The 14,598-nt window shown below is 38.9% G+C and carries 14 protein-coding genes; 5 read left to right on the forward strand and 9 right to left on the reverse strand.

The annotated features are described in order from the left end of the window. Positions 1-370 precede the first annotated feature (370 nt). Positions 371-718, forward strand: a complete 348-nt coding sequence (locus ERX29_RS02495; protein ID WP_243719954.1) for a DUF3899 domain-containing protein — start codon at positions 371-373, stop codon at positions 716-718. A 39-nt stretch (positions 719-757) separates the two neighbouring features. On the opposite strand, the gene fabF is transcribed toward ERX29_RS02495, so the two are convergent. The 3 genes from fabF to ERX29_RS02510 form a co-directional block, all read right to left on the reverse strand. Continuing rightward, positions 758-1,996 carry a beta-ketoacyl-ACP synthase II gene (gene fabF, locus ERX29_RS02500; RefSeq protein ID WP_133443112.1) on the reverse strand — a complete coding sequence of 413 codons (1,239 nt, stop codon included), beginning with the start codon at positions 1,994-1,996 and terminating at the stop codon, positions 758-760. A 9-nt stretch (positions 1,997-2,005) separates the two neighbouring features. After that, the gene (locus ERX29_RS02505) at positions 2,006-2,947 is read right to left on the reverse strand and encodes a beta-ketoacyl-ACP synthase III (RefSeq protein WP_133443113.1); all 942 of its coding nucleotides are present in this window, start codon (positions 2,945-2,947) and stop codon (positions 2,006-2,008) included. A gap of 81 nt (positions 2,948-3,028) precedes the next feature. Then, a complete protein-coding gene (locus ERX29_RS02510; protein ID WP_133443114.1) occupies positions 3,029-4,030 on the reverse strand; it encodes a BMP family ABC transporter substrate-binding protein in 1,002 nt (333 codons plus the stop codon). A 95-nt stretch (positions 4,031-4,125) separates the two neighbouring features. On the opposite strand from ERX29_RS02510, the gene ERX29_RS02515 reads away from it, so the two are divergent. Continuing rightward, positions 4,126-4,308, forward strand: coding sequence for a DUF2929 family protein (locus ERX29_RS02515; RefSeq protein WP_243719952.1), 183 nt, complete (start codon positions 4,126-4,128; stop codon positions 4,306-4,308). A 36-nt stretch (positions 4,309-4,344) separates the two neighbouring features. Here the strand turns inward: ERX29_RS02515 and clpB are convergent, their stop codons facing one another. Both clpB and ERX29_RS02525 read right to left on the reverse strand, forming a co-directional pair. Further along, positions 4,345-6,933: an ATP-dependent chaperone ClpB gene (clpB, locus tag ERX29_RS02520; protein WP_133443116.1), complete on the reverse strand. Its 2,589-nt coding sequence runs from the start codon at positions 6,931-6,933 to the stop codon at positions 4,345-4,347. A 163-nt stretch (positions 6,934-7,096) separates the two neighbouring features. Beyond that, positions 7,097-7,408, reverse strand: a complete 312-nt coding sequence (locus ERX29_RS02525) for a metal-sulfur cluster assembly factor (RefSeq protein ID WP_133443117.1) — start codon at positions 7,406-7,408, stop codon at positions 7,097-7,099. Positions 7,409-7,511: 103 nt separating this feature from the next. On the opposite strand from ERX29_RS02525, the gene ERX29_RS02530 reads away from it, so the two are divergent. From ERX29_RS02530 to ERX29_RS02540, 3 genes are read left to right on the forward strand one after another with little or no spacing between them, the layout of a single operon-like run. Then, on the forward strand, positions 7,512-8,318 hold the full coding sequence (locus ERX29_RS02530; RefSeq protein WP_133443118.1) for a Cof-type HAD-IIB family hydrolase: 807 nt from the start codon (positions 7,512-7,514) through the stop codon (positions 8,316-8,318). Between the two features lie 18 nt (positions 8,319-8,336). Next, positions 8,337-9,185, forward strand: a complete 849-nt coding sequence (locus ERX29_RS02535) for a DegV family protein (RefSeq protein ID WP_133443119.1) — start codon at positions 8,337-8,339, stop codon at positions 9,183-9,185. After that, a complete protein-coding gene (locus tag ERX29_RS02540) occupies positions 9,182-10,495 on the forward strand; it encodes a CoA-disulfide reductase (RefSeq protein ID WP_133443120.1) in 1,314 nt (437 codons plus the stop codon). The genes ERX29_RS02535 and ERX29_RS02540 overlap by 4 nt, the downstream gene beginning before the upstream one ends. 36 nt (positions 10,496-10,531) lie before the next feature. Here the strand turns inward: ERX29_RS02540 and ERX29_RS02545 are convergent, their stop codons facing one another. From ERX29_RS02545 to ERX29_RS02560, 4 genes are all read right to left on the reverse strand, one after another. Beyond that, on the reverse strand, positions 10,532-11,914 hold the full coding sequence (locus tag ERX29_RS02545; RefSeq protein WP_133443121.1) for an alpha-amylase family glycosyl hydrolase: 1,383 nt from the start codon (positions 11,912-11,914) through the stop codon (positions 10,532-10,534). Between the two features lie 268 nt (positions 11,915-12,182). Next, a complete protein-coding gene (locus ERX29_RS02550; protein WP_133443242.1) occupies positions 12,183-12,557 on the reverse strand; it encodes a YisL family protein in 375 nt (124 codons plus the stop codon). 105 nt (positions 12,558-12,662) lie between these two features. After that, positions 12,663-13,565 carry a fumarylacetoacetate hydrolase family protein gene (locus tag ERX29_RS02555; protein WP_133443122.1) on the reverse strand — a complete coding sequence of 301 codons (903 nt, stop codon included), beginning with the start codon at positions 13,563-13,565 and terminating at the stop codon, positions 12,663-12,665. A gap of 56 nt (positions 13,566-13,621) precedes the next feature. Continuing rightward, positions 13,622-14,596: a hypothetical protein gene (locus ERX29_RS02560; protein ID WP_133443123.1), complete on the reverse strand. Its 975-nt coding sequence runs from the start codon at positions 14,594-14,596 to the stop codon at positions 13,622-13,624. Positions 14,597-14,598: the final 2 nt, after the last annotated feature.

The following is a 14,598-nucleotide window of genomic DNA, read 5'->3' on the forward strand; positions in this document are numbered from 1 at the left end:
TTGTCTATTGCTTGAACTTACTCATTAAGTTGAGAACGAATAGTAGAAAGAGCATCCTTCAGATTACCAGGTTACTGAAGGCTTCTGTCTGGAATAGAAGCAATCATCTGATTCGAAGAATCCAAGGTACAGTTCCTTGAAATCCATAAAAAATTGACGCACTGAATTCACGAAATCATATAAGTAAAAAAATGGATGATTACTACCTCTGTTTAGGTGTTTTCAAATTTTAAATTTTCGAAGAAAAGTAAATATCAGAAATTTCAGTCTTTATTTATGCAACACTAGTGACATTTTTTCCTTTTTTAATGTACAATAATTATTAGTCATTATTTTCAGGAGGCCGACTTTGAAACTTAAATTTTATTCAATGTCATTTTTAATCATTATTATTCTTACTCTTATCCTAGCCATATTCAATGGATTTAAAATTCTTGGCCTAGTGAATTCATTATTCCTTTCTTCACTTTTCGTTTTTTGTTTCTCACTATTATTATTTCTCTTTTCTGATGGTGCTTTCAGTATCATGGGACATTCGTTCAGAAGATTCCATTACATGACTGCACCTAAGAGATTAAAGGAAACTATGGAAGACGATGAACTATACACGAACAAGGAAATCAAGATCAGACAGCTGAAATATCCTATCACTATGCCGCTGCTAGTTACTTCAAGTGTAACTTTGGTAATTGCATTACTACTTTCCTTCTTTTTGTAATTAAAAACCCTCGACTATTTTTCAGTCGAGGGTTTCATATTATTCACTGTATTTCTTGAAGACTAACACTGCGTTATGTCCGCCAAATCCCAGACTGTTGGATAATGCATAATCAATTTCAACTTCCTGCGATTTCTCTGGAACATAGTCAAGATCACATTCAGCGTCAGGTGTCTGTTGATGAATTGTCGGTGGCACTTTGCTATTTTCAATAGAAAGTGCTGTGATAATTGCTTCTACAGCTCCTGTTGCGCCGAGCAGATGTCCTGTCATAGATTTTGTCGATGATACTTTTAAGTCTTTCACCGCTTCACCAAACACTTGCTTGATTGCCATCGTTTCATATAAATCACCGATTGGTGTACTAGTACCGTGTGCATTCAAATACTGTACCTGATCAGGTGTGATGCCGGCATCTTTGAGTGCCATTTTCATTGTTCTCACGCCACCTTCACCATTCGGCGCTGGCGCAGTGATATGGAAAGCATCCCCATTATTGCCGTAACCGACAACTTCAGCATAAATATGTGCACCACGTGCTTTAGCATGCTCAAGTTCTTCGAGCACAACTATCCCTGCTCCTTCACCCATGACGAAACCGTCACGACCTTCCTGGAACGGACGGCATGCTGTTTCAGGATCGTTATTGAAAGACAATGCTTTATTAGCCATAAATCCAGCAATCCCCATCTTCGTAATCGGGGCTTCTGTACCTCCAGCGACCATGACATCAGCATCACCGTACTGAAGTATTCTAAAGGCATCGCCAATACAGTTTGTTCCAGTGGCACATGCAGTTACTGTACAGCCATTTGGTCCCTGAGCACCTAAGTCAATTGATACCTGACCTGTTGCCATATCAGGGATCATCATCGGTACAAAGAATGGACTGACACGGTTTGGTCCACGCTGCTGAAGCTGATCATAAGAATTCTCGAACGTTTCCATTCCGCCGATACCAGAACCGATCCATACACCGACACGGTCACGATTATCGTCGTTGATATTAAGCTTACTGTCTTCTACTGCCTGGCGTGCTGCAACAATAGCATATTGTGTGAAGCGATCCATCTTTCTCGCATCTTTTTTTGGAATGTAGTCTTCGATATTGAAGTCTTTCAGTTCGCCTGCAATCTTCACACCATAGTCAGTCGTATCAATTCTAGTAATGTAATCAATTCCATTGACGCCATCAATTGCATTGTTAAATGTTGTTCTTGCATCATTACCTAGAGGGCTCAGTGCCCCGATACCTGTAATCACAACTCTTTTCTTCATAGTCTCCTCCTATTTTCCCCACACTAATGTTATCGCACCATATGTCAGTCCACCACCAAAACCTACTAACACAAGGTTACTGCCTTCTTTTATCTTCCCTTGTTCCAGTTCATACATCATTGATAGCGGGATTGATGCAGCTGACGTATTACCATATTTATCTACTGTAACACTCATTTTCTCTCTTGGTATACCCAATCTTTCACGAGAAGATTCCATAATTCTAATATTCGCCTGATGAGGGATGAACATATCGACATCTTCAGGTTTAAGCCCTGCTTTTTCCACGACCTCTGTCGCCATTTCACCCATAATCCGCACAGCAAATTTAAAGACTTCACGCCCATTCATCTCCAGTAGCTGGTCCTCTTTACGATCATACAAGTATTTACCCCCAGCACCATCACTTCCTAGATGTGAACTGAGTATCCCATGACCTGGACCTACTTCCCCAAGAATGACTGCACCTGCGCCATCTCCAAATAAAATCGCAGTATTGCGGTCTTCCATATTTGCGATTTTAGTCAGTTTCTCTGCACCGATGACTAATATATTTCTGCACGTGCCAGTTTCAATGAACTGCTGAGCTGTAATCATACTGTATATAAAACCGGTACACGCTGCAAGCTGGTCCATGGAAGGTATTGGTCGTAATCCGAGTCTATGCTGAAGCTGGTTGGCGACCGCCGGGAATTTATGGTCACCGGTCGATGTTGCTACTATAATCATATCGATTTCATCTTTATCAATGCCGGAGTCAGCAATTGCTTTTTCAGCAGCGATGAAAGCCATATCACTTGTTTCTTCATTATCCGCTGCAAAACGCCGTTCTTTAATACCCGTCATCTTTGAAATCCATTCATCAGACGTATCAAGAAATTTCTCAAAATCAAAGTTTGTCATTACTCTTTCCGGGACATATGTTCCTATCCCTTTTATACCTACATTCAAATGAGCACCTTCTTATAATCAGTTATTATAACCAGGTACTAATTTACCATATATAAAATGTAAATTCAATCAAAATGACAGTTAATGTGTCTCTTGCAAATATGATTCAAAATGTAGTCTATTGTCTTTTTTGCCATTAGGCAGCATCAATTCTTTTTTATATTTTTTCAATGCTTCAAGAATTTGTTCCTTATAATCTTTATCAACACGGTAAGACATATTCCCGAGCTGTACCATATCTTCCTTTACCCCGAAATAGTATGTTCCGCCTTTGAGTTGATTGTTTGTATATCGCTCTGCCATTTCAAGATAAGCCTCTGATAAGTTTAGCTGCAGGCTGGTCAGTACATGGGGACCATAGTTACTTTGATCGACAATGTAACCGATAGTTGATATATCCCTTTCTTTAAGCAGTGTCATGATATCAGCATTTACACCATCTGCTGCTGGAAGAATAACATCCACTTTATCTTTATCAATCATCTGTTTTGCAAGGGCCTCACCGCGATTATCATAACTGAAGGTATTAATATAATTGGCTACAATTTTTATATCAGAGTTCTGATACTGTGCACCATCTATAAATCCTCTAATATCAGGCTGAGTATCAAAGGCTCCTATAACTCCAATACAATTGTTATCTGATTGATGGCTGGCAATCATTCCGCTGAAAAACCCCATAGAATAGCCATCTATATTTACTGCTGTCACATTTTTTTCAGTAGACTTACCATTAAAGACAACAAAATTGATATCCGGATAGTGAGATGCCATATCGTTAAAAACTTTTGAATATTCTATACCTTGACCAAATAATATATTCACATTTCTTGCAGACATTTCTTTAATGGAGTTTTCGATTTTCGACCGTGTATTAATATTTTCTTCGAAAAAAAATGCAGTGTCATATGTTTGCACTATATCGAGCATTCCTTTATAGCCTTCTGTCCCCCATGTCTGATCGTACATTGAATCCGGAAACAGAAAACCGACGCTGGTTAATTCTTTCTTTTCAGGCTTTAAATACATCACTGCAATAGCTGTTATAATGATGATTAAGACGATAGTTATTATTTTTTTCATTCTCTGCCTCTTACTGTAGGGTATACTTTTTAACGTATCTCTTTTATAATATAACTATAACAAGATTTATGGGGGATATAAACATGCAATATATCATGACATTTGTATGGTCATTCATTTTAGTTCATATGATTAACTTCGTATTGATGAGTTTAGGCGGGGGACAAGAACTTCATCTTGTGACAGCTTCAGTTCTTTCTGTTCTATTTGCAATTTTTGTCATTCTGATTTCCATGACAATTCCAAATGACCCTGTGCCGAATCATCATGAGCATTAAAAAAGCGATGTAATCTTAAAGATTACATTGCTTTTTTTATTCTAATACAAGTTTCGGCTGTCCATTTTCAAGAGTGACTATGACTTTTGCGCCTTCTTTAAGATCATTTTGAATCAATAATCTTGCAAGCGATGTTTCAATTTCACGTTGTACGAATCGTCTTAACGGACGGGCACCATACTGCGGCTCATAGGCTTCCTGCGCCACCCATTGTTTTACTTCATCAGCAACTTCAATTGACATGTGCTGATCTGCAAGTCGCATATTAAGCTGCGCCACTATTTTATCGACGATATATGTCATATCATTTGCACTTAACGGCTTGAACAAAATAATATCATCTATACGATTTAATATTTCCGGCTTAAAGTACTCATGCAGCGCTGTCATTACTTGATTTCGGGCTTCTTCGCTAATATCGTCATTTGCTATACCTTCAAGTAAATATTGAGAACCGATATTACTTGTCATAATAATAATCGTGTTTTTAAAGTCAACAACGCGACCTTTTGAATCAGTCAGTCGCCCTTCGTCAAGAAGCTGTAGAAGCACATTGAATACATCACTATGCGCTTTTTCAATTTCATCCAGCAGAATAACAGAATATGGCTGTCGTCTTACTGCTTCAGTGAGTTGGCCTCCTTCTTCATATCCTACGTATCCTGGAGGAGCACCGATCAACCGTGCAACAGCATGTTTCTCCATATATTCACTCATATCTATACGAATCATATGCTTCTCAGAATCAAACATCGTACTTGCTAATGCCTTTGCAAGCTCTGTCTTACCGACACCAGTCGGACCGAGGAACAGAAAACTACCAATCGGACGGTTCGGGTCTTTAATACCTGCGCGCGCGCGCACAACTGCATCTGCTACAAGGTCGACTGCTTCGTCCTGACCAACAACCCGTTCGTGAAGTATATCGGAGAGTTTCAGCAATTTCTCTTTTTCTGTTTCTACCAGTTTACTCACTGGTATACCTGTCCACTGCGACACGATAGAACCGATTTCTTCATCTGTCACGACTTCGCGAATTAAGCGGTCTGTTCCTTTTGTCTCTTCCTGGAATTCTTCTTCAAGTTCTGAAAGCTCTTTTTCAATCTGCGGTATTTTACCATACTGCAGTTCAGATGCTTTCGCGAGATCATAATTGTTCTGTGCTTCTTCCAGCTGCTGCCGGTACTGATCAAGTTCACTACGTTTTTTCTGCACGACTTGAATCTGGGCTTTTTCCTTATCTACTTTAGCGGTCAAAATCTGCTGCTGTTCTTTTTCGTCCGCCAGTTCACGCTGTAGATCTTTTAACCGGTTCATACTTTGAGTATCCTGCTCACTTTTTAGAGCTTTCTCTTCTATTTCAAGCTGCAGCACACGTCTATTGACAGCATCCAGTTCTGTCGGTTTTGAGCCCATTTCAGTACGAATTGTGGCACATGCCTGGTCGACGAGGTCAATTGCTTTATCCGGGAGAAAGCGGTCTGTAATATAGCGGTCAGATAATTCTGCCGCAGCGACAAGTGCTCTATCCTGAATTCTGACACCGTGATGGACTTCATAGCGCTCTTTTAATCCGCGAAGGATAGAGATAGTATCTTCTACGTCCGGCTCTGCAACCTGTACTTTCTGGAAACGACGCTCTAGTGCAGAATCCTTCTCGATATACTGCCGGTACTCATTGAGTGTCGTTGCACCGATACAGTGCAGCTCACCTCTTGCAAGCATCGGCTTCAGCATATTTCCTGCATCCATTGCACCATCTGTTTTACCGGCACCGACAAGCATATGAATCTCGTCTATAAATAGAATGATTTCTCCATTGCTTTCTTTGACTTCTTTCAGCACCGCTTTTAATCTCTCTTCGAATTCCCCTCTGAATTTGGCACCCGCGACAAGAGCGCTTAAATCGAGTTCAAATATTGTTTTACCTAGCAGTGAATCAGGGACATCTTTTCGTACAATTCGTTGAGCAAGTCCCTCGACTATGGCTGTTTTACCGACCCCTGGCTCTCCGATCAGAATCGGATTATTTTTAGTCTTACGGCTTAAAATACGTATCGTATTACGCACTTCTTCGTCACGGCCAATGACTGGATCCATCTTACCATTTCTGACTTCTTCCACTAAGTCACGACCATATTTTTTCAGCACTTCATACTGTACTTCTGGATTTTGAGTTGTCACATGATTTCCCCCTCTGATCTGTTTGATGATTTCTTTGATGACTTCCGTCTTAATGCCGATAAACTGGCGAGTCAACGCGTGTACTTCCATCGCAGCAATAATTAAATGTTCTACGGACAAATACTCATCGTTCATCTCACCTTTTACCGTTTCAGCTTTTTGCAGCAGTTCATTTAATCCTGCGCTCAAATACTGACCGTACTGCACATTGTCACCACTTATTTGAGGCATCCCTGTTAATTTCTCATTTAATAACTTAGCATAGTCCTGCGTTTTCAGATTGGCTCTATCAAAAACGGTCGATAGCATGCTATCGGTGTCATTCGTAAAATACAACATCAGACTTTCTGCTTCAATTGATTGCATTTTGCGTTCAATAGCATCGTTCTGAGCAAATTCAATCGCCGACTGGACATTGTATGTCATATTATCAATATTCATTGTGTCACCTCATTTTTTATTGTTTGACCATATTTGACCTTTCATTAAATTATAATACGTTGCAGCTTATCTTACAACTTATTTGCCCTTTTCTGATTATTGATAACCAAAAAAAGACGAATCAAAAAGATTCGTCTTCTAAAACTAATATTATAAATCACTATTAACCGCTGACACCTAGGGCAATCTTAGCATAGCGGCTCATCATATCTTTATTCCAAGGCGGATTCCAGACGATATTGACTACTGTTTCTTTAATTTCCGGTAACTCGCCAAGTGCTGTTTTCACTTGATCAATAATTTGTGGTCCCATTGGGCAGCCCATTGAAGTCAAAGTCATATCTACTGTAGTCACACCATCTTCATCCATATCTACATTATAGACAAGTCCTAGATTGACGATATCAATACCAAGCTCAGGGTCAATAACATTTTCAAGCGCGCCTAATATGCTGTCTTTCATTGCTTCTTCCATCTATTATCACTCCTCTATTATCTTATCCCTACTATATCAAATAACTTTCACATAGCCAATTAAATGATATGATGATAGAAGAAGAAAGAAAAGGAAGGTAATTATGAAAGAGAAACATTTAATCTGTCTTGATCTGGATGGAACTTTATTAACGGACGATAAAGTGATTTCACCTTATACGAAGCAAGTGATTCAATCACTCATTAAAGACGGCCATAAAGTCATCATATCTACAGGAAGACCTTATAGAGCAAGCCAAATTTATTATCAGGAACTTGGACTTACTACTCCAATAGTTAATTTTAACGGCGCGTTCGTTCATCATCCCGGTGATATGACATTTAAAACAGTGCACGAAACGCTTGACCTAGAGATTGCCAGGGAAATATTTTCCCATGTCAAAAACCTGAAAATTAAAAACATCATTGCAGAAGTCAAAGACAACGTCTTTTTCCACTACCATGATGAGTACTTGTTTGAAGGTTTCACGATGGGACATCCGCTCGTTACTACAGGTGATTTGATGGAGAATTTAACGGAAGGACCTACGAGTATTCTTATTCAGGCTGAAGAAGCTAATGTTCCGGCTATCCGGCATCATTTAAGTGAAGTATATGCTGAAAGTATCGAACATCGTCGCTGGGGAGCTCCCTATCCAGTCATCGAAATCGTTAAAAAAGGTATCAACAAATCAGTAGGTGTCGATTATGTAGCAAACCACTTTGATATTAAACGTGAAAACATCATCGCTTTCGGTGATGAAGATAATGACAATGAAATGATAAAATTTGCAGGATTAGGTTTAGCGATGGGAAATGCCATTCAGCCATTAAAAGAAATTGCTGACATAGTGATTGAATCCAACAATGACGATGGCATCGGCAAGTTTCTTAATCAGTATTTTTACTAAATCATAAGGAGGACATTCATGCGTATATTAGTAGATAGTGGCAGTGATTTGACACTTGAGGAAATTAAGCAGTATAATCTTGATTTTTTACCTATGTCAGTAGCGATTGAAGATAAAAGTTATAAAGATCAGCTGGAAATAACAAATCAGACAGTTTACGAAGCCATTCAAGGTGGAAAACGCCCGATGACAAGCCAAGTCTCTATCGATCAACTGACTGAGCTGTTTACTGAAATCGCAAAAAATAAGGAACAGGCGATTTACTATGCATTTTCAAGTGCGCTCAGCGGAACTTATCAGTCAGCTGTTATGGTTAAGAATCAGATAGCAGAAGATTACCCTGATTTTGATATAGATATTATAGATTCTCATTCAGCATCAAGCGGTCTTGGTATGCAGATTGTTGATATGGTCCAGTTAAGAGATAAAGGTCTTTCAAAGGAAGAAATTTTAGATCATATTCATCAGACGCATGACTCTATCGTTCATTTATTCACTGTTGAAGACCTTAATTATCTCGCTAAAGGAGGCAGACTGAGTAAAGGACAGGCGTTCCTCGGATCGCTCATCAATATCAAACCCCTCTTAACTGTAGAGAATGGTCAGCTTGTACCCATTGGTAAACATCGTGGCAAAAAGAAAGTGTTCAGTGAAATGGCGGCTCATCTGAAAGCTAACCATCAGTTTGATACTCCTGTGATTATTAGCCATTCAAATGATTTCGCAGGCGCACAGCAACTGGCTGACCTTATTAGAAATGGCGGTAGTAATATCACTATTCATATTAAAGAACTGGGACCCACTATCTCATCTCATACAGGTCAAGGAACGGTTGCCCTATATTATTATAAGGAGGTGACTTCTTGAAAATTATAGTCGTTGGAGCAGTTGCAGGTGGTGCAACAGCTGCTTCTCAAATTCGTAGAGTACTACCTGACGCAGAAATAATCATTTACGAAAAGGACCGTGATATGAGTTTTGCCAACTGCGGTCTTCCTTATTATCTGGGTGAAGTTGTTACTGAAAGAGACCGTCTACTGCAGGCGACACCTGAGTCATTCAGGCAGAAAAAACAGCTTACAGTTAAAACAAAACATGAAGTTACAGCCGTCAATATTGAGGAAAAATCGGTTTCGGTCTTCAATCATGACACAGGCGAATCTTTTATAGACAGCTATGACTTGTTAATATTAAGTCCAGGATGCAGTCCTATCTCTTTAACAGCGACAAAAGAAGCAGATTTTATTTTTCCGCTTCGCAATCTGGAAGATACAGACGCCATTGAAGAGTACATCAAAGCCAATCATGTCAAAAAGGCATTGATTGTCGGTGCCGGGTATATCGGAATCGAAATGGCTGAGAACTTCAAACACCGTGGCTTTGACGTTACTCTGACAAATCGCAGTGAGCATATTTTAAAAGCAATGGATAAGCAGTTTGTTCCACTTCTTAAAAATATCATTACAGAGCATCAAATTAAACTACTACTGAATGACGAAATAGTTAGTTTAGATCAACATGACATTATATTTAAATCCGGTCATCGTGAATCTTTTGATATAGTTATAGCAGCAATAGGAATCAAGCCGAATACTGATTTCGTTAAAGACAGCGGTATTGAATTAAACGAGAATGGCTATATTAAGGTCAATGACTATTTCGAAACAAATGCAGAAGGCGTCTATGCACTAGGCGACGCAATTGAAACATTCTATCGTCATACAAAACAGAGAACAACCGTCGCACTTGCTTGGGGCGCTCACCGCGCAGCAAATTTAATCTCAGGAAATATAAGCGAGCATAAAGAACCTTTTAAAGGACTACTTGCCACTAATATTGTGCGCTTTTTTGAGCATACCATTGCCAGTGTCGGTATCTCTGAACAGGAGCTTAATGAGTATGATTACGAGCATATCAACTATGAGCAGAAAAATCATGCGAGCTATTTGCCGGATGCACGTGTAACATGCATTTCTGTCTATTACAGAAAAGACAATAGGCAGCTGCTCCGTGCCTGCGTTTTCGGTCAGGAGGGTGTCGATAAAAGAATTGACGTTATTGCGACAGCTATGGGATTCGGTGCAACAGTCGATGATTTCAAGGATATTGAAATAGCTTATGCACCGCCCTATTCTTCACCGAAAGATATCGTCAATATGATAGGATATAAGGCATAAATAAGGCTCGGACGTTGATTGGCGTCCGAGCTATATTTATACTTTATTTTTCTTTGATCGTCTTACGACTATGATAATGAAAGCTGAAAATAGAATAATGATCGTTGCAGCAGCATATAAATAGGCATTATTTAATCCTCGCTCATCAATGACCGCATAAAGTTCAGCTTCTTCACGATTCGTGATTAAATGTGACGTCCCGTCTTTCTGGTGAATGCTGTCTCCAATCAATAATCCACTCAACATTTTTCCTGACGGTACGACGTCCTGTCCTATAGCCACGTTGGTCGCTTTGCTTGAATTATTGATGTTATAGAGGAAATCGACTTTATCCGTTTCATAGTAAATGACTTGATTGCCGTCTATATTGTGAATAACTTTAGCAGCGCCGCTGAAGAGTTCATTATACTTTTGATAGACCAAAGATGTGTCCGTTAAATAATCAGTCACTTCTTTCTCAGTTCTAAAATCAAGCAGTTGATGCATGTCAGGCATTCTGGCACCATTCATAGCAATTTCTGTGCCATAAGTCATACTGACCGGATGCTTTTGAATCATTAAATATCCCATCAGCTGCTTAATGCGTGTCCCTGGAAACATATTTTCATCAGCCGAATATTTAGTAAATCTCGGCATAAAAAATTGATCAGCCGAAAGCAGTTCATTGTCATCAAATGTTAAAGGTATTTCTTTATCTGTCGTTTTAAAAGCGTTAGCGAGCTTCAATGTTGTTTCTTCTTTTTGAATGTAATCAAAGTTTTGAGATTTTGTTCCTCGTGGCTGAATTGCAATCGTCAGCATTTTATCTGGGAAGATTTTACTGCTATCAACATTGTTTTGCAGCACGTACATTGATAACCCGTCAACATTAAATTTAGACGTAAACTGCTGCATCTTCTCTTTATAGCGTTTCTGGTTATTTACATCTGTAAGGTCGATGATGTCGCTGCTTTTAAAATAATCTTTTTGAATGGCTGTCATATGAGTGTTGTCAGTAGTAGTAAACTCCTTAGTAGCAACAGCCGGCATATCAATAATAATTTTCATATTTTTATGATGGACTGCTTTGATCAGTTTCTGGAGATTTTCTGGTCCTCCGTATACATCATCTACAGTGTCGTATGAAGTCACTTGATAACCTAGATAATCCTTTTCTTTATGGTCGAAAATGGGAGAAAGATGTATCGTATCAAATCCCATATTCTTGATATAATCAAGTTTTTTTTCGATTCCCTGGAAATCTCCGCCGTAAGGAAGATTATCGTCTCCGTTATTACGGATGTGCTGATTGTTCTGTTCATTGCCGTTCATAAATCGGTCAACAACAAGACTGTAAATTCTTGGTGGAACATTTGATTCTGCAAATACTGGCTTTGGTACTACAACAAGTATCATTAGCAGCAGTAATATTCTTTTCATAGCAATCCCTCTTATCAGTTAATACTTCGATTATACTAGAACAGCAGAGGGTTGTGTTCATCTTCATAAAATGTTCATAAGATTAGCAGAAATATCAATGATGTAACGACACTCAAGCGACGCATCCCCTGCCGAGTGTCGTTTTTAGTGACACTCAAGCGATATAGCCCCCACGAGTGTCGTTTTTAGTGACACTCAGATGCCACAACTCCTGCAAGTGTCGCAATCAGCAAAAAAAAAGTTCTGCTCATTTGAGCAGAACTAATCATTAATTAAACAATGCACTAATTGGTCCAAGCGGTAAGTAAGCACCTAGAGCAAATGTTATTAATGCTAAAAGAATTGTTAAGTAGAAGAAATTGCGAGATGATTTCTTCTTTCTCTTACGAGCAAGTGTCATTTCAATCAGCCCGAGCGTTAAAAGACCTAAAATAAATTTTATTCCATAAAGTGCTGCGTTATTATCCATTGCCTGGAAGAAAATATAACCTCCGCTGACTAGTGCAAGCAATAAAAATAATCTTAACAGCATGTGTAACGGTTTGAAATATTTACTTGGTCCAAGACGGTCAGAGAAATTTTCATAGGCAGCAAAAAATAAAATCAATGCAGCAACCCAGCTGACAATATGCAAATGTAGCATTCCTGTTATCATGTTTTCAACTCCTTTTATAATTACTATTCCATTTTAACATAACCTTGAAACACAAAAACAGAGAAGTTGTTTATCTTCTCTGTTAAAAGTCAGTTATTTTTCACTGATTGTATTCACTAATGTGCCAATACCATCGATAGTCACTTTTACTTCGTCTCCTGCTTTCAGGAAAACAGGAGGATTCATTCCTGCTCCTACGCCGCTCGGAGTTCCAGTTGCGATAACATCTCCAGGGTGTAGTGCAATATACTTAGAAATCTCAGCAATCAAGTCATCGATTTTCAGTATCATTTCGCTCGTGCTGCCGTCCTGACGGATTTCATTGTTGACTTTAGTCACAATGTTGACGTTCTCTGGTGTCGGAAGCTCATCTTTAGTGACAATATAAGGACCCATCGGGCAGCCCCCTAGTAAACTTTTGCTTAAAAATGCCTGAGCATGTTCTTTCTGCAGATCTCGAGCTGTTATGTCATTAACGATTGTATAGCCATAGACATAATCGAGTGCCATTCCTTTAGGGATTTGATGACCATATTTACCGATGACGATACCCAGTTCTCCTTCATAGTCCAGTGAATGGGTAATATCGCTGTGCAGTGGTATTTCATTTCCATCCCCGATTAAACTGGACGGTGCTTTTGTAAATACATAGAGTCGATCAACTGTGTTATTCAATTCTTCGGCATGTTTTGAGAAATTGCGACCAATCGCAATGACATTGTTTGTTGGAGTAACTGGTGGTAGAAATTTAATATTGCTGAAGTTCACTTTATATTGTGCTTTATTATCACTTTTCTCAGCTTGTACGACCACTTTACGTACCGCTTCCTGAAAATCAATTGATCCATTTTGTTCAAGGCCGGCAAGCAATGTTTCAGGATAATCTCCTTCTCCAAATGCTTTAAATACTTCAGGAAGAATCCATGCTGCTTCTTCTCTTTTTACTTTAACGCCGTACGTTTTTTGACCTTGATATTCAAATGATAGAAATTTCATAATTGGCACAACTCCTTCTGTGTTTGTTCATATTATACAGAAAATTTGAACTTTTATCATGTGTTTACCGCAGACTTTCTGAAATAACTTAAAATAAACATAGAAATGGCACTAATGATGATAACTATAAAGCTGCGCAAAAGTACATCATCTAGGAGCATCGTTTTATAATCACCGACTCCAATACCTGTATAGAAGAGCAGCATTGCTAAATCTGCAATTAAAAGTGTGGTCATTACAACGAGTCCATCGATTGTGTATTTCCTGATGACAAGCGCTGCAAGTATAAAAATTCCAACTGCCTGACACGCACCGCCGATCAATATTATCATATCGAAAGCTAAAGATGATTCAGTGAAACGACTTAATGCCTTAATCATCGTGCCAATTGCAAATAGTAGCGATGCACAGAGCAGAGAGCCCCATCTATAACGGCCGACCCATTGTGAGATTCTCTCGCCCATTAATAGAAACGGGAGGAAGACAAAAATCATCATCCCTAGATTTTCAAGAGAACTTGTCAATAAATTTTCTTTAACATAATCAAAATAATTATTTGATTGATACAGTTGAATCAGATGCTGGAACGTGGCTACATCCATAAATGTTTCGCTGAAAAACGATGACATTAACAGCGGTATTCCTAAACACATAATGCCTAACGCAGTCAGAACTGTACCAATTAAATACTCAGAATATCGGCTGTCTATCAATGTCTTCGCTATAATGACAGCTATCCCTAAACATAGAATCATGCCATGTGAATTAATGAAAAAACGGTCCACTGAACCTATGATGATCAATAACATGCATTGTTTAAATGACCATTGACGAATTGTACTACTAAGCAGTAACGACAACAATGGATAACCTGTCCCGAGCACTAGAAAAATCAGCAGCAGAAACTGCTGCTGCTGAGTTTCAGAAAAATAATCTGTAGGTACAACGACATGGATGGGATGTGAAAAATTAATGCTTTCTTCCAGAATGATAAGTATGACGGATAATATGATTAATAATTTAAACTTCATTA

Origin of the sequence: Macrococcus lamae, from assembly GCF_004359545.1 — a bacterium.
Taxonomy (GTDB): domain Bacteria; phylum Bacillota; class Bacilli; order Staphylococcales; family Staphylococcaceae; genus Macrococcus; species Macrococcus lamae.

Bases quoted from the DNA above. Each gene is read 5' to 3' on its own strand.
- ERX29_RS02495 (WP_243719954.1), top strand. From the start codon at position 371: ATGTCATTTTTAATCATTATTATTCTTACTCTTATCCTAGCCATATTC.
- fabF (WP_133443112.1), bottom strand. From the start codon at position 1,996: ATGAAGAAAAGAGTTGTGATTACAGGTATCGGGGCACTGAGCCCTCTA.
- ERX29_RS02510 (WP_133443114.1), bottom strand. From the start codon at position 4,030: ATGAAAAAAATAATAACTATCGTCTTAATCATCATTATAACAGCTATT.
- ERX29_RS02515 (WP_243719952.1), top strand. From the start codon at position 4,126: ATGACATTTGTATGGTCATTCATTTTAGTTCATATGATTAACTTCGTA.
- clpB (WP_133443116.1), bottom strand. From the start codon at position 6,933: ATGAATATTGATAATATGACATACAATGTCCAGTCGGCGATTGAATTT.
- ERX29_RS02525 (WP_133443117.1), bottom strand. From the start codon at position 7,408: ATGGAAGAAGCAATGAAAGACAGCATATTAGGCGCGCTTGAAAATGTT.
- ERX29_RS02530 (WP_133443118.1), top strand. From the start codon at position 7,512: ATGAAAGAGAAACATTTAATCTGTCTTGATCTGGATGGAACTTTATTA.
- ERX29_RS02535 (WP_133443119.1), top strand. From the start codon at position 8,337: ATGCGTATATTAGTAGATAGTGGCAGTGATTTGACACTTGAGGAAATT.
- ERX29_RS02545 (WP_133443121.1), bottom strand. From the start codon at position 11,914: ATGAAAAGAATATTACTGCTGCTAATGATACTTGTTGTAGTACCAAAG.
- ERX29_RS02550 (WP_133443242.1), bottom strand. From the start codon at position 12,557: ATGCTACATTTGCATATTGTCAGCTGGGTTGCTGCATTGATTTTATTT.
- ERX29_RS02555 (WP_133443122.1), bottom strand. From the start codon at position 13,565: ATGAAATTTCTATCATTTGAATATCAAGGTCAAAAAACGTACGGCGTT.
- ERX29_RS02560 (WP_133443123.1), bottom strand. From the start codon at position 14,596: ATGAAGTTTAAATTATTAATCATATTATCCGTCATACTTATCATTCTG.